Raw genomic sequence first — 20,583 nt, forward strand, 5'->3', positions numbered from 1 at the left:
TGTTATCAGCTCAGATATGATCTTTGGTAGGTGTAAAAATAACATCGCAGAGGAATCTGATATATAGCGCTCATCATTGGCGAGTTACTCTGTATTTCCATGTTCTTTCGACAGAGCTTATTTTAAACCCATCTTCTCTGGTGTGTTCTACTGCGGGTAATAGAATGGTAATAAAACCATTGTCGAAACTAACCTTGGGTTGTTTGTATCCGCAGTACGAAATGTTGGCGGTATCAATTAGAGTGCCCTCCCTACTAAAGGTTAGTAGTTTAATATCACCAAAGTCACATAAGTTTCCGGTTGGAAATAATGATATGCTCCAGTAGTTAAATGATTCATCCTGATAACTCCATATCACCTCAGGCTCATAAGTATTATCTGAAGGTATTTCGTATAGAATGCTATTGGATAGTTTAATTTGATATAATCCATCAATTTCATTAACTGGATAGGGATCTTCTGCGCAAGTAATTGATGCTAGTAGTAAAAGTATTGGTAGTAGTGGATTCTTATATTTTCTACGCTGCATATTCTTTCCCTATCTTCATAATTAGGTTGATTTTCTTAGTTATTTCTTCTTTCGAAATTTTACTATCACTATTGCTATCAAGCCCACGATTATTTAAATAGGCATTATCGGGAGAGCTGTAAAGAATGAAGTCTTCTGATTTCCCTACATATGCAGGTGAAAAAATACAAAGATAAAGGTCTCCAACGTTCCTTACCTTGTCCACCTTGTTTTTAACTAAGTACTTTTTCACATAATCTAATTGCTCTACAGCAGTTAATTGGGATAAGTCACCAGTAGTGGTTTTGAGAACTTTTTTTGCAGTTGTCTTGGTAAACTGAATTAGTCCAGTAGCTCCAATACTATTGGTAATGGAAGGTGAAAATGTATATCCGGTTTCAAGTGCCATAGCCGCCATTAGATAGTTAGGGTTAATGTTTAAGTCATTACTGATCTGGATAACCTTTCTCTTAAAATCTATAGTTAAGTGCTTTTTGAATTCAGTTGATTTTGATTTAAAATTGATGTTTTCGCTCATTTTTTCAGAGTTGAACCAGATAAGTTTGCTCTCTGGGAGGTCTTTTAACGAATCATCTTGGCTATTCTTTATTTTTTGTATGGGTAGGTAGATTTTGAGTATTTCTTTCAACTGTAAAATAAAGCTGAGAGGATGGATGTGAAAAGTATCAGGATCATTAAGGCTATCTACATCCTGTATAAAGCTCAAATTCCGAATCTGCTCCTTAGTATTCTCAAAACTCTCACTGGACTCAAACCAGGTTTCTAGGTGAGACCACTTTGAAACGCTTTCATCAACATCCCATTCTGTCGGGTGTTTAGCAATGGTGTAGGCCAGGCGCTTATTGATGGTTGGGTTTTTATAAGCGTTATTCAGCTCGTGATAGCTAATAATGCCATTGCCGTTTTCGTCGATGGTATCTAAGATCTCTCTGAAAAAACTGTTCAGGTTGCTGATATCGATATAGGCATCTTTACCACCAGACCCTGTTTCGCTCATTACTTTAAAACCGGGCCAGTCGTAGGGTGAGAGCTTTTGGCAGTCTTCCTCTTTCACCCAGCCGCTGTTCTGTTTTGGCCATGATGCCCCACCCGCAAAGCTGAGCAGGGGAGTTGAACGGGCCGTTTGCTTTGGAAGTTGAGCATTAACCCAGCCAGTATCGTTAGCGTCACATGCTATAACGCAATCAGTCACGCTCAATACAACATCATCCGATGTGATATCACTTGAGCCTTGATAGCTATATTGTTCCGGGCACTCGCAATACACATTGTTGCATGCTGTCTTTAAGAAGCTTCCCTTGCCTGAAATTTCCAGCAGGTTCAGGTCTTCCTTGTTTATCCAAAAGGTCTTTTGTTCGGCAAGATCAGTACTGGCAAGTCGGTATTCCGGGTTGTTTGCAGTCAGTGATAACTGCTGGTCACATCTGCTGATGAATGTCAGGTGTGTCTCTGCTGTTAAGCTGCTGCCCCAGTACTTCCGGTAGCTTTCCAGGTTGCTGGTAATGGTGTAGCTGTTGGTGGCTTTGTGCCAGGCCAGGTCCGCATGCTTCAGTAGGCCCGCCTGTATGGTGGTTGTTACTTCAACGAAATTTCCGGATTCACTGCTGTTAGTAACGTTTATCCCTGTGAGTTCGTTGATGTTTTCCCCTGAAGTCTCTACCGGGATTGACTCCCGCTTATATATTAGAGTGCCAGCAGGTATTTTCAGCAACGAGCCTTCACCTTCGTTGTAGGGGTTGTTCATAAAGTTGATGAGTGAATCATCTGAAAAAATTTCAAAATGAAGGCAATTTTTTTGGTCCAGGTGGTGGCCGGGGTAGCCCAGGCAGGCACCCGCTTCAATTGCCAGGTTCGGGCAAATGACGCTGCCGGTAGCTTTACTGTGATCTACCTCATGTGGGTTGATTTTCAGTCGTTCGCGACTGCTGCAGATATAGCTGTTTTCCGGTGCCGGTTCGCCGTTTATCTCTGTAACTTGCAGCCAGGTTGCTGATTCATCCAAAACTACTTTAACTGTGTCTCCTTTCTTGGCTACCTGCAGTACTTTGCCGCCCGGGCCGCATTCCCGAATTCTTAGGCCGTATCCCGCCGGGCCATAGTCTTCATTTGTTGTGACGGTGGCGCTATTACCCTCTACGGCCACTTGTTCGCTGCTCATGTAGGCTTGAAAAATGTCGTTGCTTCCGTTCTGTACAAGCTGCCAGTTTGAGTCGCTGTTGTTGTTTTGAAAGAAACTCGAATAGCTTTCGTTGGTTTTATAGTCTGCAGGAGGCTGAACAATTTGCAGTGATGAGTTGAATGGGGCAAATGCACGTATGCCGCCTGTTTCAGTACTGCGGAGGTTTAACCCACCCTGGGGGTCTTCATTGCTATTCACGATGGCTTCAGCTTCGCTGCCAGTACCGGCTTGTAAGAAGCTGGGTATGGCTTTGTTTTTATCGGCCTCTAAGTAGTTAGCGGGTAGCAGGTGCATATACAGCGAATAATAGGTTAGCTCGGCTCCTTTGGGCGATTTGAATTGATGCTTTATCAGAGCAAAGTTGTTGCTGTAAGGCGAATCTACCGTAGAGCCATTTTTGTCGTAGCTGTAACTTAAGTAATCTTCGGTTGTGCGGTACGCAATAAGGGTACCATCGGCTATGGCCTGTACTTTTTTTGTGCTGGTGAAGTGCATACCACCATGCCAGTGACGATTGGCACCAAAAATATAGTGGCCGCCATTTAGCGCCATATTGTTGTTAATCAGTTGTTCTGCCGATGTTTTTTCAAGAGGCATTAAAATGTTCATGCTATTCCTTTACTGCAATGCGTGCTGTAGCTGCTTTTGAGTGAATCTGGCGATTATAGAGAGAACATAAAAGGCGCATCCTGGCCTTCATTTCCCGCTTCTTCTTCACTTTCATTTAACAGTACGTTGATGTATGGAACGTCTGCGGGAGATACTGAAGCCGCACTGGCAGGGGCGTTTGCTCCGGGTATTACATAGCTCACGTTGCCGGCGAAACTGACACCACTTGGGCCACCCAGGGTAACCTTATTACCGAACGCCTTAATGTTACCTGAACTGTCTATCTTAAAGCCGCCGGTACCGTTTGAAATGGTCATGGTACCGCCGCCCGTTCCTGTAAAGGTAATATCATTAGGTGCCTGCACCAAATAGCTTCCGCTGCTGGTCTTGTTTAACTGACTGCCTTTACTGCTAATGGTAACCGCACCTTCGATACGCAAAGTCATGCCTTTGCTTTTTGTTTGCCAGTGTTGGTGTCCATCACTGATAAAGCTGGTATTAGCTTTACTGCGGACGATCTGTTGTTTGGCAGATTGCAGCTGGCGATTGCCATCTATGTTGACGATGCTGTCGGTGTTAACCTTTTCCAGATATGCGCCACCGTGTTTTTGGATTAGATTTTCCTGCACTATCCAGCGCTGATATTGGCCGGCGGTGAGCTTTATAGGCCCGTATTGTGCGGCCAGCATTATGTAGGGCCCGGCGCTGGCACAGTTTAGTTCCAGTATGGTTTGGCCATCGAGTGTTTGCAGTCGTATGTTAGGTAATTCGTCATCCAGGGTCAGCTCATTCTGGCTGGGTGTTACGATTCGGCTTTGGTGCTTATTGCTGCTGTTAACCGGGCCGTCCTGACCAAACTCGCTGGCGAAGCCCATGATGCAGGGTCGGTTGGGGTCATTGTTGAGCAGAGTGACTAATACAGTGCTGTTGTCGAGCAGCGGAAAGTGCCACCCCGTATTGAGTTCCTGATTGGCATTGGCAAATGGCACCATGCGTTCTATAGCGGGGCTGGCATTTGTGTGATTCAGCAACTCGGTATTGTTGTTGCTAAAGCCCATGCGCAGCTGATACTGGCCACGGTCATCCAGGTAGGCCAGGTTATCGGCCGATTCAATTTTTGCCGGGAACGCCAGCGGCAACTCAGGCATCTCTGGGAAGGCTGGTGCGTAGCCACTGGCGCGCTTTAGAAGCGTTGCGCGCACACTGTACTTTAAGCCAAGCTCGGGGTTTTGGGCATCGAATACCTCGCCTTCGTGCTCTAGGGCTACACAGGTCAGGTCGTCGCTAAAGCCATCTTTGCTCCAGTAAGCGGGAATGGCGCTGGAATAACCGCAGGCCAGAATGGGAAAACTGCCGGTAACGAAAAATTGTTCACTTCCAGCCAGCTGATTTTTCCTGTTTTGGTTTTCAGCCTGTGCCTTAGCTCCTTCCTGCAGCGATAAGGTGCTTTCGCAATTCGAAGCCGAACTTGCGGCTTTGAGAGGCTGTTGAGGCCGGCAGTGCATTTGGTAGGTGGCCGTAGGCATTGTGGAGACCCAGGCTCGTGTGAGTGGCGAGTCTTTGCCGGCCATGGCTTCCCGTTTAGTTTGCTCGGTGGTAACAATGGGAGCGGTAAAAGGTGTGTGGGCGAAGTCGAGAGCTATATTTATTTGCTCTTCTTTGCCGTCACTGTCAAACCAGAAGAAACAGCCGAGTTCTGCGACAAGCCGTTTAAAAAAGGACAGCTGAGATTCATTTGCCTGGATAAATGTGGCCGTTAGCGCGCTTTCATTTATGTCACTGTGCCAGTGAATTTGCCAGCGACCATAGCCAAGTTCGCCCAGAACCTGTTCGATAATTTCTACACGGGAGCGATACATGAAAACGCGTGACTGTTGTAAATATTCTCCACGGGAAAGACTTGGCTTTAACAGCAGGCTAATGCTGTTGGCGTCCTGTTCGGCCTGGTGAATGTCGCAGGTTAGTATTCGAAAGTTGCCGGTGTTGTCGTGAAAGGAAAGCTGGGCTGGCTTGCCAATTAGCGTGTCTGTGTAAATTATTTTGTTGGCATCGCTGAGTCGAACAGAGAATTCAAAACACTCACTTAAGTCTTCTTTGCCTGTTAACTGAATAACAGGAAAGTAACTGGAACCCAGCTGGCAGCGTGCTATTGCATTGTTACGCATTGAGCTTCCTTACAAAAAGATGTGGCGCGTTACCTTCCTGATAACGCTGTTAACGTAAAGTGTTCGTTTGTTTGGTATCTACTGTTCGTGAAATAAAACAACAGTGAGACTCAAAACAATAAACATCAGTCATAAATTCAATGTGTCTAATTTATGAGTTGTTAATCATGCTTTTCCTGAATTATTTCATGCGCGTTTGGCTTCACTCAATTATTTTTTCAATTAATGAGATGTATGTCTCAATGATGGCGATTATTTCTGTTGCTACACAATTTCTGCTTATTTTTGCATTTGAAAATTTTTAGGAATTTTTTCAAATCTTGGTACGTGCTTCACGTTTTATGCGTTTACCTTTTGTTGTTTTGGTTGTTATTCTCCCTGCCACTGAATTGTTCAACTAAATCTGTGAAAAGGAAGATCAGATGTTTGTTACTGGGAAGAACATAAGTAGGCGTCTTAAATTCGGTAGCTCTCTTTGTGTTTTGTTGTTCCTGTTAGGTTGCTCGTCTCCGAGCCTAAAAGTACAGCTGGAAGCACAAAGTCAATTAAATCAGGATGTGCAGGGTGATTCCTATTCCGTTCTGGTTCGCTTCTATCAGTTAACCGATCCGGCTATTTTTGAAAAGGCTTCAAAGAGTTCTTTATTTAATGAGGATGAGTCTTTGTTGGGTGTGACTCTGGTAGGAAAAGAAGAGTTAATGGTTTCGCCAGGACTGGCAACCGAGCTGAATATGCCAAAGGTCGATGAAACCAGGTATCTCGGGGTTGTCGCTTTTTATCGTGATGCGTCCAGCAAAAACCAAATGGCTGTTGCAAAAGTTAAGTCTGGTAAGTTGGCTAAAACCACTAAGCTAGATTTGCTCTTGAACAAAAACGAGCTCTTTCTCACATATCAATAATCTTAATTAGAGATCCTCTAAATGTCTGTACTGAACAAGGTTGTTTGGGCTGAGGGCGTTTTTTTGGGGCAGCAACACTTTCAAGCCTGGGATAGGTTTCAGTCTGATCGTTTGCAGTTTGTCCAAAAATCACTATCGCCTTTCTTCTGGGGTTTGCTGTCTTTACAGTGGAATGAGTCGGCTTTGCGTGAAGGGCGGTTCGAGCTGGTTAAGCTTGAATGTATTCTTCAGGATGGTCGTGTTATTGATTTTCGAAGAGATCAGGATGCGCCGGTCTTCATGGATTTGAATGCCGTAGGTCGGGATGAGTTTACTGTTCATGTAGCTGTGCCTAACTCCCATATGGTTGAAGGCGTGGCTGGGTATCAGGCCTCTGGCCGTGTGGCCGGTTGGTTGGCTCAGTATCATGATCTGGCAGATGAGAGTGACAGCTCCCGAACCCGGGAGGTGATGCTCGCGAAGCCTAATGTGATGTTAAAGACAGATTCTGATCTGGATCAGATGTCATGCCTCCGTTTGGCGCGTATACAGCGTCAATACGATGGTGAATTTAAAGTCGTTCCGGAAATAATTCCGGCTAGCCTGACAATCAACGCCGTTCCTGCCATGAGAGATATGGCGCAGTCCTGCCTTGACATGCTGACCAAAATTGTTCGTGAATTTTCAAAAAACCGCGCAGCTATCGGTGATATCTCGAGTTATTCAGCCAGTGAGATGAGTAATTTTCTTTTCCAAAAAGAGCTGGTGTTGCTGCTGCCGGAGCTGGCTTCAGGTTGCCAGCATGGCCGTATGCACCCTTATTCGCTGTATTTGCTTCTGGGTCGCCTGCATCAGGTTTGTGCTGTATTTTTGGCGCCGGAGAATATCTCGCGTGTACCGGATTACGATCATCAAAGTGCTGAGAGCAGCATTCCCGTATTGCTGGCTGAGATAAGAAGTATGCTTGCCGTCAATCGTGATCGACCTGAAGACAAAGTTGAATTCAAGGCGGTATCTCCCGGTCGGTTTGAATCTACACAAATACCCCGGCATGCACTGGAAAACTATTCGTTCTATCTGGCGGTTGATGCCAAACAAGACTCAGTCGACTGGGTGGCCCGCTTTACTCAAATGTGTAAGCTGGCTTCTCCGGATCAGCTTGAAACGGTTGTGGCCAGTGGTCTGCCAGGGGTTTCTATGCGTCATGTTCAGCGGTTGCCACAAAAGATCAGAATTAAATCTGGCTTTGAGTATTTTCAGATATCTACTGACAGCAAGCTTTGGGATAACGTAATTCAAACCCAAAAGTTTGGTGTTTTCTGTTTGGGTGAATTTGCAGATTCAGATATTGAGTTGATTATTCTGGAAGAGAAGTAAGTATGCCAGGTTTAGATAAGCCCTTAGATTCTTTAATTGTTGAAGTCTGTTCCCCAATTTTTACTGAACTGACACCCTTGCAGGTTGGTGAACAGGCTGACCGAGCTGTTGATAATCTTCGTGAAATTGTTGAAAAACAGTTCGTAATGCTGGAACGCCGACTTTTTGAGTGCCAGATTGCTCCGGAAATAACCCGCGATATTAAGTTTGCTATGGCTGCTTTTTCAGATGAGGTTGTTCTTACCTCTCGTTGGCAAAAAAAGTATGAATGGATGGCCAGGCCCTTAGCTATCGAGTTTTTTGGTGATAGCGCTATCGGTGAGAACTTCTTCATTCGGCTGGATGAGCTCCGTGCTCAGTCTGAGCCAAACAAGGATGTTCTTCAGCTCTATTACTCAGCCTTAATTCTTGGTTTTCAGGGTAAATACCGGCTTTCAGGTTACGATCAGTTGCAGGCTTATATCGCTGCATTTCGAATTGAAATTGAAAAGTTTAACTCTTCGGTAAGCCGCGTACTTGCAGATAATGCTTCACCAGAAAGTCTGGTTTCAGCTCGAATTGTTGGCGGTCAATCCTATTGGGTTATGGCCGTTGTGCTGGTTGCTGCAGTGTTGGGTATGACCATTTTTTATAGCACTAAGATGCAGGAAGCGATTGGTGTTAGTGCTGAAAAAATTGAAGTTTTGGCTAACTCTCAGGTTGGTTTTGAGCAGGCACCTGCCGTTCAGGAGCCTTTCATCGTTGAGCCTGAAACGTTAGTGGATGATGGGCAGGTTGAAACTGCTCCTGGCGAAGACAAGGGAGCGTAACGGGTGAAAACGTTGTTGATGAGGTTGGTGTCTTTTCTGGCGCGCGCAGCTACCGGTATTGCTGCAGGCGTGTTGGCTGTGGCAATTATTATCTGGTTTGGTGGTCGTTATGTCGGTTTAATCAGTGTGCAGTCGCGCCTGATTGCTATTGGTGTTTTGCTTGCGGTCTTTGTTCTTTGGTTAATCGCCAAATTCGTATTCTTTCGCATACGGGGCAAAAAACTTGCCGAAGGGCTGGCCAGTGGTACCGATGATGACCAGCTGAAAGAGAAGCTTGAAGGTGCTCTTAAATCTCTGAAATCAACCGATCTTGGCCGTCGGTTTAAGGGCAGGGGAGCGCTTTACGCACTGCCTTGGTACATGATAATTGGGCCTTCCGGTGCGGGTAAAAGTACGTTCTATTCACGCTCGGGCCTGAACTTTCCGTTCAAGGATGACGAGCGTTACCACCTTTCCGGTATTGGTGGAACTAAGAACTGTGACTGGTGGTTTTCAGATCAGGCAGTATTGATTGATACGGCGGGCCGGTATTCCTCACAAGAAGGTGGTGATGAGTGGATTCATTTCCTTCAGTTGCTGAAAAAGAACCGACCACGCGTGCCGGTCAATGGCGTTATTCTGGCGTTACCGATCGATGAGTTGCTGACAGGGGATTCCGAAACCCTGAAATCCCATGCGCACAATACCCGCAACCGCCTTCAGGAAGTTATGGTAGAGCTTGGCCTTATGGTGCCGGTTTATATCGTGTTGACGAAGTGCGATATGGTACGCGGCTTTGACGCCTTCTTTGAAGACTTGAGTGATTCTGAGGCCGCGCAGCCGTGGGGCGTTTATGTTCTTGATCAGACAGAAGATAAAAGAGCGGATGTTGTTCAGGTATTTAAAGAAAAGATTGATGCGCTGAACGATCGCCTGCTGGAACAAAGAACGCAAAAGATGATACTGGCACGCTCTTCAGAACAGCGGGCCGATATTTATCAGTATCCGTCTCAATTTGCCGGTGTTTCTGAGCGGCTTATAGAGTTTATTGAGCTGTTGTTTAAAGACAGTCCATACCATGAAAAGCCTTGGTTTGCCGGTGTCTACTTTACCAGTAGCGTTCAGGAAGGCGAGGTTATAGAACGAAAGAACAATCTGCTTAAAGACATTTTCTCGAAAGCGCTGGGGCTTACTTATCGCAGCAAAGAGCATAACCGAAGCTACTTCATTGAAGATTTTTTTACCAAGGTTATTTTCCCACTGAAGAATGCTGTTCGGGGGAGTCGCAGCAGTCAGCGGTTCCATCTCGCCGCGAAAAGCTTCTCTCTGATTGGTATGCTGGGCGTTATCCTTGCGGTCGGCCTTGCATTAGGCGGTACTTATACCGCGAACATGAAGCTGCTGGGGGATTACGAGAAAAAAGCGGGCACCCTTGTTGAGCGCCTGCAGAGTACTGAAAGCACGCAGGAAGAACAGTTCCAGGCGTTGGTTGGCCTTTATGGCCATTACAAAGATCTAGAAAAAATATCAACCTATTCACCGCTGTCGCTGTTCAGCAGCTACGACCTGATTGGCACCCATGGTGAACCAATGAGAAACCTGTTGGTTGCTACGCTGGAACGTACCATGGAGCATCAGGTAGCCCCAAGGTTGAAGACTAATCTGAGTGACATGTCGACCCGCTGGCAGGAAATACCGGATGAAGAACGAAATATTCTGCGTCTGAGTTATTACCGCATGCTGGAAACCTATCTGATGATGACCAGTCGCCCTGATAAATACGTACGTGACCATATCGCCAAAAATATTGCACAGGTTTGGTTTGAGAGCTTCCCTAAAGAAAACATGACGCTTTCTTATGATGCACATTATCCCGTGCTGGTCGATCTCTCTAAATTGTACCTTCAGTACGCGTTTGAGGACGTCGATATTAATGCCGCCAACCCGTGGGATGCAGGCTCCGAAATCGTGGGCGTTGCACAGGCGCAAATGGGAACTGAACCCAATGCGGATAACCTCTATATGCAGTTGGTTTCTGGTGCTGCCGGCCAGTATGACGAAGTGAGCCTGATCAGCCTGGTTGGTGAAGAATCGAAGAATGTACTGTTGAGCCCAGTTGTTTTCAGTGGAATCTATACCGTTAATGCCTGGCATGATTATGTGAACAGTGAGATTAAGCGGCTGACGACTGTCGCTGCAGACGGTGACTGGGTGCTGGGTATGAATTCGGTGGCAGATGATCCGGAAGTTGTCACTACTCTGGCTAAAAAGCTGGAGCGTGATGTTCGCCAGCTTTATTTCACGGATTACAGCGATAACTGGATAGATCTGGTTTCGCAAACCCGCTCATTTAATACCACTGATTTAGCCAAGAGTATTCAGATCGTCAAAGATATCTCGGCATCTGATGGACTACTGGTGAAACTGTTTGCACAGGTTAAAGCCAACCTGGCTATAACTGAAATTAAGCCACTGGCAGCGATTACGAGTGATGATGCCGATGACGATGCTGAGCAGCAGGTAGAAGCCCTGCCAGTGATAAATCCGGTCATTTCAGCCTTTGCGGCCATGACCAAAGATTTGAGCCTGATCGTGACTGATAACGATGACAGTGGCCTGGCAGATTTTCTTGAAGCCTATCTGGTGCAGATTCAACCACTGGCAGATGAGTTGGATACCATCAAGGTCGCTTCCGATATTGATCTGGAAGCACGCCGCTATGCGGGTGATGTACTTTCCGGAAATGCAGACAACAAACAGCTTTATACCAGCTGGATTAACGTAAGCAATCTTCTGGAAGGCCAGTCTGACTCCGTTAAGGGTCTAACCAGCGCAATGATCACCTCGCCGTTGCGCACAGTCTGGTCTGGAATGATAAAGGCCAGCCAGCGATCGCTGGAATCCTTGTGGCTCGATAATGTTTATAAAACTTATAGCGCATCACTGCGTGGACGCTTCCCGTTCAGTGAAGATGGTGTTGATGCGACCGTACGTGATGTCAGCGCCTTCCTGACCCCTTCGAAAGGTCAGCTATGGAGTTTTGTTAATAATGAGTTGAAGCCTTTTGTTCAGGTTCGCTCCGGGAATTGGAAGGTTCGTACCTGGTTGGGCGAAGGGCTTAATTTCAACCGTCAGCTTTTCTCCGGGGTGAATTCAGCCAGCCAGGTGGTGAATGGTCTGTTTGATGATCAGAATCTGGTGAGCATGCGCTATTGGGTTATCCCTATTCCATCTCCGGGTGTGAGCGAATCTCTGTTTGAGGTTGATAGCAGCTCCTATCGCTATCGTAATGAACCTGAGCAGTGGAAGGAATTTAACTGGTCGCTTGAATCCAGTCAGTTTGCGCAGGTTGAGGCACACCTGAACCACGGTGGTGGCTATGCCGATATGACATTCGACGGTCCTTGGGCGTTCCTTAAATTGCTGAGTAAATCTGAAGTCTCTCACGATAATGATACGCAGTTTTATGTGACGCTACCGGTTTCCTTTGAGGACGGGCGGTTGGTGAACCTAAGCTACAAAATCCGGGCAGACAGGGCCGGCAGTGTTTTGAATAAAAGCATGCTGACTAATTTCTATCTGCCTAAAGACCTGTTTAAGGGCTGATTATGTTCAGGCGAAAGCAACCTAAAGTGGCCGTTGAAGTAGAAGTTCCGCGTTTAAGTATTACCGGAGCTTACGGCAAGCTTCCAACCGAATCGGATTTCATTCAGATAGATAGTAATTGGCGTGAAGTGCGGGCACTGGATGAAATTCTGCAAAGCTTTTACTCGGAGCTTTCCAGGAATCAACGACTGGAGCACTTCCGCGGCTGTGGCCTGCTGTTAACCGGTGGGTCCGACCGGCAGGGGCTGGTTGCTACGGTAAATCCGAGTGAAGACAAAACAGGTCGGTTCTACCCGTTTGTATTGTTTAACCGTCTTGCAGACGCAAGCTTTTATAACCGGCCCGATGCGACCTTTACCGCAGGTTTAAGTGCGATTGAGGATGCAATTGGCGAAGAGCTTCAGCAGGCAGACGTTAATTCTTCCTGGTTGGGGTTGTTAAAAGCCCAGCCAGAGCATGTTAGCCCAATAGATACCCGCAGAGCTAAGCGCAAGGCTATGGAACTTGCCGAGCAGGTGTCACTGGAAGACTGGCTGAATGAGCTGGCCGGTAATGACATGCAACTACGGGAACATCTGATCGGCGGAACGCTGCTGCTTATACGCCAGCTTAAACAGAGCAGGGTACATAGGGCTTATCACGGCATTTGGTTGCCATTGTTATCCGGAACAAAAAGACATTCGTCTATTGCTTTCTGGTTGCAATTATTAACCGGTGTAATGAATAGCGGAAGCTGGCGTCCGGATATTGTTTGGACGACATCGGGTGCTAATGACCGCCTCTTTATTTTGACTAAACCGCTTACGTTGTCATCGCTCCAGGCCACGGCAGATGCCCAAGCTGCTTTAGCCGCCTTTTTGGGGTGGAACGATGTCATGGATGTCGGTGGATTGCCGGATGAAATTAAGGCAAACGCTCAACAATGGGTATCTAAGCCGGAAGCCAATTTGTTGGACGTAGCAATTGAATGGTATCAGTTGGTTTAGCCGGAATGTTTTAAAGGATTTTTAGCTCCGCGATGCTAATAGTTCAGGGATTTTAAGATGGAAATATGGATCGATCAGGTAAGGTGTTTTGGTGAGCCTGTGAATGCGAGTCAGCCAGTCGGTGAAGACCCGCGTTACTCAGATTCATTTACTCAATTAAAGGCAGAAATCGAAAAGAAATCTGACGTTAATTTTGAGCTTATCAGAGACCTGTGTGAACAAATTTTAACCGAAAGCTCGAAAGACCTTCGGGTGGCCTCCTATTTTATTCTGGCACTTTCCCGCTTAGAGGGCTTTGAAGGTCTGGCTAAGGGCATGGCAGCCTTGTACCACATGGTCGATTCCTTTGGTGACTCGCTGTACCCGACTAAACCCCGTGCCCGTCAGGCTGCCTTGAAGTGGTTTCAGCAGGATAAGGTTCTTACCTTTGCGCAGTCTGCAACCGGCAGTGTTGATCACCCGCAGGCTGTATCTGCTATTGAGCTTTATGAGCGGTTGTTTGAGCAACTTTCCGGGTTAGGTGCTGAACCGATGTCCTGGCCTGATCTGAAAAAATGGCTGGAGAAGATCAAGCTTGAGAATGCACCTGCTGCGGAGGCCGCCGAGCCTGATGCGCCCGCAGATAACCCGCCGGCCACCAACAGCCGGCCAGCACCGGTAGCCCGCACCGTGGCTCAGGCTGCACCTGCTGTACAAGTTAGCAGTTCAATAGAGTCTACGACCCAGTATCAACAGGCTCTGCGTGGGCTACTGGCCTATTTTCGTGAACAGAAGTTATACGGCAAATTAGTAGGCACGGCGCTGTCGTGCCAATGGGGCAATTTAAAGATGCCACCCAATGAAGCCGGCAAAACCAAGCTGCCCGCTCCGAGGGAAGCATCTTTGGCCCGTATTCGTAATGCTGTTGAAAATAGCCAATGGGAAGAGGGGCTGCTGGCCAGTGTCGATGCCTTTATGGAGCCGAGTGGTCAGTTTTATTTCGATATCGCCAAGTGGATGCACGACTGTGCCGTGAATACCGGGAATTCTGAAGTGGCGTCGCTGGTAAAGCTCAACGTGATTCAAATAACGGTTCGTTTACCTAAGTTAACCCAGTTGAAGTTTGATAGTGACGAGGCGTTTGCATCAACAACCGCTGCCGCCTGGCTGGAGCAAATTAACGAAGAAAACGCCGGCTCGGAAAGCAGTCAAAAACAAAGTGGTTACAAAGAGTACCTGAATAACGCGCGGACTCTGTTGCAGGAAAAATCGATTCAGGAGGCCTTTACCTATTTATCCGAAATACCGGCTAAGAATCAGCTAGAAACGAGTTACTTAGAGTTTTGTAAGGCCCAGCTCTGTATAGAGCAGGAACGAAGTGAATTGGCTTTGCCAATTTTATTTCAGTTAGAAAAAACAGTTGATCAACTGTCGCTGCAAAGTGTCGTACCAGATTTTGCAATGCAGATCTGGCGCGGGCTTTACCGTTTACAGAAAGATCGACTGGCAACACTAGCGCAGGATGCCAGCAGGGATGAAACCGAAAATCATCTGGCTCACCTGCAATCTTTAATGTGTACCACTGACGTTGCCAGTGCAATGCAGTGGCTCTAGGAAAATAACGGGAGAAAACAATGGGCGATAGCTTTCAGAATGAAATTCCTCGAGCTCGGGTAAATATCGCACTGGACTTAGAAACAGGTGGTGCAAAGGTTAAAAAAGAGTTGCCACTTAAGCTTCTGGTTATGGGTGATTTCAGCAATGGCCAAGGCCAGGGTGATATTGCTGAGCGTCAACGGATAAATATTACCGGCAATAACCTGGAAAAGGTTATGGAAGATATGACGCCTTCAACGCAGTTCACCGTGGCAAATAAGATCAGCGGAGACGAAGGTAGTGAAATCAAAGTGGACCTGAAGTTCAAGAGCTTCAAGGATTTTCATCCGGAACAGGTTGCAGGGCAAATACCAGAAATCAGTTCAATGCTGGCAATGCGTAACCTGCTGAAAGACCTGAAGTCTAACCTGCTTGATAACAGCTCATTGCGTAAAGAAGTTGAGCGCATTATGAGTTCAGAGGCCGATCTAAATACTCTGAAAGAAGAGTTGGCCAAGCATATTTCAGATGTGCAGGAACCGGCAAAGGCACCGGTAGCTGATGTAGAGAATCAGGGAGAATAATGATGGAAATGGCAGAAGCTAAACAGGCCGTTGCCGCGGATGCGGTCCTGGAAGACGGCTCTATATATAACCGTTTGTGTGATCTTATTGATATCGATCCGGTTGCTGAAGGTATCGAGATTTCTAAATTTCGTACTTCAAAAGGCATGGGCGAAGCCAAGCAGAATGAGCGAATTACAGCTGCACTGCAGGTGTTCCTGAAGGTTGCGCTGGAATCCGGTGAGCAGATTGAACGTATCGATAAAAATCTGCTCGATCATTACATTGCCCAGATTGACGAGACTATCAGTAATCAGCTGGATGAAGTGATTCATCACAAAGAGTTCCAGAAAATCGAGTCTTCCTGGCGTGGGCTGAAGTTCCTGGTTGACCGAACAGATTTCAAAGCGAACAGCAAAATTGAAATGCTTGATGTCACCAAAGATGACTTGCGTGAAGACTTTGAAGAGTCACCAGATACCACTCAATCCGGCTATTACGATCATATCTACACCCAGGAATACGACACGCCGGGTGGTGAGCCAATTACCACGGTCATCGGTAACTTTGATTTTGATCGTTCCGCCCAGGATATTGAGCTATTAACGGAAATTTCTAAGGTTTCCAGTGCTGCTCACTGTCCATTTGTCAGTGCCGTAGGGCCTGCGTTCTTTGGTAAAGAAACGATCGAAGATATTCCAAAGATTCAGGATCTTTCTTCTTATATGGACCGGGCTGAATACCTGCGCTGGAAGAGTTTCCGTGAGTCTGAAGACTCTCGCTATGTGGGTCTGGTTTTCCCTCGCTTCCTGCTTCGTTTGCCTTATGGTGAAAACAACCCGGTGAGAAGCTTTGGCTATGTTGAAAAGGTGACCGGTGAGCAACACGACCGTTACTGCTGGGGCAACTCGGCTTTCGCTTTTGCCAGCAATATGGCCCAGAGCCAGAAGAAACATGGCTGGACAGTGAATATCCGTGGCCCTGAAGCAGGCGGTAAGCTGACAGGTTTACCAGTGCATTTCTATGAATCTGGTCGTGGAACGGAATCTAAGATTCCAACCGAAGTTTTAATTTCTGAGACCAAAGAGCTGGAATTTGCTGACCATGGCTTTATTCCACTGAGTTACTACAAGAACAGTGATTACGCCTGCTTCTTCTCTGCTAACTCCGCACAGAAGCCAATGGAATACAACGATGATGCAGCTACGGCCAATGCGCGTATTAACTCGCGTTTACCTTACATCTTGCTGGTTTCAAAGCTGGCTCAATACCTGAAGGTGTTGCAGCGTGAAAATATCGGTTCTCTGAAGTCACGGCTGGATCTGGAAAATGAACTGAACACCTGGTTGCAGAGCCTGGTAACTAAGATGAATAACCCAGATCCGCAGTTAGCAGCTTCACACCCATTGAAAGATGGTCAGGTGTTTGTATCCGAAGCCGCAGATAACCCAGGCTATTACTCGGTAAATATGCATGTTCAGCCGCACTTCCAGGTTGAAGGTGTAGACGTTCGTTTATCGCTTGTTTCGCAAATGCCGGAAGTAGGCTGATAGAAGTTTTTTGCCGCGGTGAGTTGCCGTGGCAGAAGTAAGATTCCATTTAGCGCAGGCTATTACCAGCCGTTGGAATCGCAGGTTGCTTAGTACTGTAGCGCGTAATTTTAATTTTATTATCAAGGAGATAAAGGATGGCGATTCCTGCCTATATGTGGATCACTGATGACCAGGGAAATGATGTTACCGGTTCTGTAACTGTTTCAGGTCGCGAAGGTTCTGTTGAAATTTTGGCTTTTGATCACGAATTGCGTATCCCAACGGATGCAGATTCAGGTGAATTAACGGGTACTCGTAAGCACGAACCACTGGTTTTAACCAAGGCGTTCGATGCCGCGACCCCATACCTGTATAAAGCGTGTGCTAATGGCCAAACTTTAAACAGCCTGGTATTAAGCTGGTATAAAATTGATGACACCGGTACAGAAGTGGAGTACTTCCGCCACACTCTGGAAGGTGTTCGCGTAACTTCCGTTGGTCCTAAAATGGAAAACGTTAAAGATCTGGATAAAGAACGCTATCCGCACCTGGAATCAGTTGCTGTTCGTTATGAAAAGATCACCTGGAGCTACCTGGACGGTAACATTGAGTTCTCTGACTCCTGGACTGAAGGCCGATAATTTCGGCTATTAATAAACGCACCCGGTTTTTAACTGGGTGCGTTTTTTCTGAGAAATACCTATGTACGCGCTATTCGATATTCTGAAAGGTAAAACTGCCAACGGTGATCCGCTTAAAAAGTATCCCGGTCAGGAAGATTTGCTCATCAGCGTTCATGATCACCTGATAAGGCTGTTAAACGCACGTCAGGGTGTGCTGGAGCATCTACCGGATTATGGACTGCCCGATTTGGATATGCTTTACCGTGAGCTGCCTTATTCAGAGCAGGATATCGCCTTCGCCGTAAAGAACGTCATTGAAAAATATGAGCCGCGATTAACTCAGGTGCGGGTTCAGCCCAGAGCCAGGGATATTCGCTACTGCGTTGTACGTATGGAAATAAGTGGGCGATTGCAAGATGGAACTCAGGTTCGTTTTCAAACGCTTTTTAAAAGTAACTATCAAGCTCAGATAATGCAGCCCAACAGGATGTAAACTGCGGATGCTTTCTTACCGGGAATACTTTGAAGCAGAGATGCGTTCTCTGCAGGATTTAGCTCAGGAATTTTCTGAAGCCTATCCTGAACAGGCGGCAATGTTAAATCTTAATGCCGTTAAAGACCGTGACCCTTATGTTGAGAGATTACTGGAAGGTATGGCCTTCTTAACCTCTCAGATACGTCAGCGCCTGGATGACTCCGTGCCGGAAATCAGCGAGCGACTGTTGGATCAGGTTATGCCCGCTATGGTTCGGCCTTATCCATCGAATACGATCATTCAGTTTACGCCAAACGTTCAGAACAAAGAGGCACTGGAGGTCGAAAAGGGGCGCAGTGTTAAGGCCATGAATGTTGGCCCTCTTAATGCGAACTGCCAGTTTACAACCGCTTACCCAGTTTCGGTGCTGCCGCTGCACTTACATCACGTTATGGCGGAAGAAAAGGTTAATGGCGGCAGTGTTTTGCGCCTGACCTTTAAGAAGAACAGCCAGGCAGAATGGAAGAACATAGATCTGACCAAACTGAAGCTGTATTTATCGGCCGACCTGCTTCTTGCTTATGGCCTGTTTCACACCATCACCGATAGCCAAACCAGGGTGCGGGCAGAACTACCCGGCCGTGGGTTTATCACGACAGCGCAACCGATCAGATTTAAAGGTGCCCACCAGAAAGCCAGCGACAACCTGTTGTTATCTCATGGGCGAACCCGCACCGGCTTGAGCCTGATGCACGATTACTTTTGTGCGCGGGAAAAATATCTATTTGTTGAGCCTTTCGGTATGGAACAACTGGCTATACCGGAAGCGGCTGAGCAGTTTACTCTGGAAATTGACGCCACTGTTTCGCTGCCGGTCGATACCCGACTGGGAGTCGATAACCTGAAGCTCTATTGTGTTCCTGCTATCAATTTATATAAGGAAGATACCGAGCCGGTTATTGTTGATCATACCAAGAGCGAATATCGGGTTAACCCGGATCGTCAGGTCGCTGAATTTTCTTCTGTTTACAGCGTTATGGAGGTTTCCGGTCGCGATCAAAGCAGCGGCGAAACCAATTACTACATGCCGATTCATGCCATGAGGCACCGCAAACAGGATGATCGCGTTTTTGTAACCAGTCATCGCACTGCCGGTATAGACAAGCGCTTAACCTATATTTCGTTAAACAGTACGCCTCCTTTTAACCCGGAAGTTGTCAGTATGGTGGCAATGATCACCAACGACCAATACCCGCGCCGCTTCATTGAGATAGGTGGGGTTAATAAGGTTGGTGAGGACATTAATCGGCAGGTTGGGGTGGCAAATGTGACCCGATGCAGCAAGATGCTGCGCGCACCGGATTTTCAGGATTTCCAGTGGCAGCTGGTTTCCTTGCTTTCGCTAAAACTCAGCTCTCTGGAATCGGTTGAAAACCTTAAGCACTTGCTGGTGCTGTTTGACTGGTCAGACCTGCCGGAAAATCAGCGGAAGATTGATGCCATTTCAGGTATCCGAACCAATACCACCCATCGGCTAAAGCGTGGTGTTTTGTTTCAGGGGCTGGAAATAACCATAGAGCTTGCAGAATCTGGCTTCAGTAGTATTGCCGATATGTACCTGTTTGGTTCGGTCTTGCACAGCTTTTTCAGTGACTTCGCGAATATGACGGAGTTTGTTCAAACACGGGTGGTGCAGCTGCCTTCTTATAAGGAGTGGAAATGGAGTCCAGTGTTTGGCAACAAAGCCCTGTTCTAAAAGACATTTTAGCTAACGGCCATCGCTATCATTTTCACCAGCTGTTAATGCTGCTAGAGCAGCTGTTACCTAAAGGCCGTGCATCGGAGTTTAACGCTCGGGTAAAGATCAGACCGGATACCAGCCTGGCGTTTCCTGCTTCAGATATTCGCTCGGTTGCAGCGATATCCGGTCAGCGATTCGAGGTTGTGTGCCGGTTTCTGGGCTTGTATGGCGTTGACTCTCCGCTGCCTCAGTATTTTTTAGATGACGTCACCGCAGAAGATGCAGCCGGTAAGCAACTGCAGACGTTTCTCGATATTTTTAACCATCGCCTTTATGGGCTTTTACATCAGGCGTGGAAAAAACAGAGTCCGTTCACGCAGCTGGATGAATCCGGACTTTATCAGCGCCTGATTCGTGCCACAACCGGGCAGTATTGGCACAGCAGCAGTGATGCCATGGCCTATGGTGGCAACTTCATTGGTTCTGCCCGAAGCAGCGAATCACTTGAAGACATTTTGCGCGAGGCCATGTCGCTGGAAGAACTCAATATCGACTCGGATGTCATCAGTTGGGTACCCATAGAGGACGGCCTGTGCCTGAACGGGCAGCAGGCACTTGGGCTGGATACCTGTCTGGGTGATGCAATACCAGTGATAGGACGCAAGGTTGAAGTGCAGATTGGCCCGGTAAGCCACGACGTCTCGCAGGCGCTTCAGCCCAAACAGCAGATGGGCCAGAAAATGGCCGGTATTCTGAAAGAGTTTCTGCCGGATGGCGTAGATTTCGATGTGTCAATTCAACTGACACCGAAGTTTTCTCACAACTGGCAATTGGGCAGTGAACAAAGTCTCTTATCTGTGCACAGCATTCTGGGTGAAGCCAGTGGCAAGGGCCTGACATTTAAGATGACATCAAAACAATTTGAAACAAATAGCGCACAGCAAGTGGCGTAACAGT

Annotated in this window: 15 protein-coding genes; 12 read left to right on the forward strand and 3 right to left on the reverse strand. The window is 47.0% G+C overall.

The window, feature by feature from the left end; all coding sequences use genetic code 11:
• Positions 1-73: 73 nt before the first annotated feature.
• Genes BCF53_RS08300 through BCF53_RS08310 form a run of 3 tightly spaced genes read right to left on the reverse strand, consistent with a single transcriptional unit; the run spans position 74 to position 5,482 of the window.
• Entirely contained in the window at positions 74-529 is a 456-nt protein-coding gene (locus BCF53_RS08300) for a hypothetical protein (RefSeq protein WP_132701261.1), read from the reverse strand.
• Positions 519-3,317, reverse strand: a complete 2,799-nt coding sequence (locus BCF53_RS08305) for a hypothetical protein (RefSeq protein WP_132701262.1) — start codon at positions 3,315-3,317, stop codon at positions 519-521. The genes BCF53_RS08300 and BCF53_RS08305 overlap by 11 nt, the downstream gene beginning before the upstream one ends.
• Before the next feature lie 53 nt (positions 3,318-3,370).
• A complete protein-coding gene (locus BCF53_RS08310) occupies positions 3,371-5,482 on the reverse strand; it encodes a contractile injection system protein, VgrG/Pvc8 family (protein ID WP_132701263.1) in 2,112 nt (703 codons plus the stop codon).
• Positions 5,483-5,904: 422 nt separating this feature from the next.
• Here BCF53_RS08310 and tssJ point away from each other — a divergent pair, with 422 nt between their 5' ends.
• From tssJ to tssG, 12 genes are all read left to right on the forward strand, one after another.
• Positions 5,905-6,381, forward strand: coding sequence for a type VI secretion system lipoprotein TssJ (tssJ, locus tag BCF53_RS08315; RefSeq protein ID WP_132701264.1), 477 nt, complete (start codon positions 5,905-5,907; stop codon positions 6,379-6,381).
• Positions 6,382-6,402: 21 nt separating this feature from the next.
• Entirely contained in the window at positions 6,403-7,737 is a 1,335-nt protein-coding gene (gene tssK / locus BCF53_RS08320; protein WP_132701265.1) for a type VI secretion system baseplate subunit TssK, read from the forward strand.
• Between the two features lie 2 nt (positions 7,738-7,739).
• Positions 7,740-8,546 (forward strand): type IVB secretion system protein IcmH/DotU, encoded by an 807-nt coding sequence (icmH, locus tag BCF53_RS08325; RefSeq protein ID WP_132701266.1) that lies wholly within the window; start codon positions 7,740-7,742, stop codon positions 8,544-8,546.
• Between the two features lie 3 nt (positions 8,547-8,549).
• Positions 8,550-12,131, forward strand: coding sequence for a type VI secretion system membrane subunit TssM (tssM, locus tag BCF53_RS08330; protein ID WP_132701267.1), 3,582 nt, complete (start codon positions 8,550-8,552; stop codon positions 12,129-12,131).
• 26 nt (positions 12,132-12,157) lie between these two features.
• Positions 12,158-13,117: a type VI secretion system-associated protein TagF gene (gene tagF, locus BCF53_RS08335; RefSeq protein ID WP_165901857.1), complete on the forward strand. Its 960-nt coding sequence runs from the start codon at positions 12,158-12,160 to the stop codon at positions 13,115-13,117.
• Between the two features lie 57 nt (positions 13,118-13,174).
• Positions 13,175-14,710: a TssA family type VI secretion system protein gene (locus BCF53_RS08340; RefSeq protein WP_132701269.1), complete on the forward strand. Its 1,536-nt coding sequence runs from the start codon at positions 13,175-13,177 to the stop codon at positions 14,708-14,710.
• Between the two features lie 20 nt (positions 14,711-14,730).
• Complete coding sequence (tssB, locus tag BCF53_RS08345; protein ID WP_132701270.1) at positions 14,731-15,276, forward strand: type VI secretion system contractile sheath small subunit; 546 nt, start codon at positions 14,731-14,733, stop codon at positions 15,274-15,276.
• Complete coding sequence (gene tssC / locus BCF53_RS08350; protein ID WP_243645799.1) at positions 15,276-16,805, forward strand: type VI secretion system contractile sheath large subunit; 1,530 nt, start codon at positions 15,276-15,278, stop codon at positions 16,803-16,805. The genes tssB and tssC overlap by 1 nt, the downstream gene beginning before the upstream one ends.
• Positions 16,806-16,942: 137 nt before the next feature.
• On the forward strand, positions 16,943-17,428 hold the full coding sequence (locus tag BCF53_RS08355) for an Hcp family type VI secretion system effector (protein ID WP_132701271.1): 486 nt from the start codon (positions 16,943-16,945) through the stop codon (positions 17,426-17,428).
• 61 nt (positions 17,429-17,489) lie between these two features.
• Positions 17,490-17,903, forward strand: a complete 414-nt coding sequence (gene tssE, locus BCF53_RS08360; protein WP_132701272.1) for a type VI secretion system baseplate subunit TssE — start codon at positions 17,490-17,492, stop codon at positions 17,901-17,903.
• 7 nt (positions 17,904-17,910) lie between these two features.
• On the forward strand, positions 17,911-19,641 hold the full coding sequence (gene tssF, locus BCF53_RS08365) for a type VI secretion system baseplate subunit TssF (protein WP_132701273.1): 1,731 nt from the start codon (positions 17,911-17,913) through the stop codon (positions 19,639-19,641).
• Entirely contained in the window at positions 19,605-20,579 is a 975-nt protein-coding gene (gene tssG / locus BCF53_RS08370) for a type VI secretion system baseplate subunit TssG (RefSeq protein ID WP_132701274.1), read from the forward strand. Before tssF ends, tssG begins: the two co-directional genes overlap by 37 nt.
• Positions 20,580-20,583: the final 4 nt, after the last annotated feature.

Source organism: Reinekea marinisedimentorum (genome assembly GCF_004341165.1).
In the GTDB taxonomy this organism is placed as follows: domain Bacteria; phylum Pseudomonadota; class Gammaproteobacteria; order Pseudomonadales; family Natronospirillaceae; genus Reinekea; species Reinekea marinisedimentorum.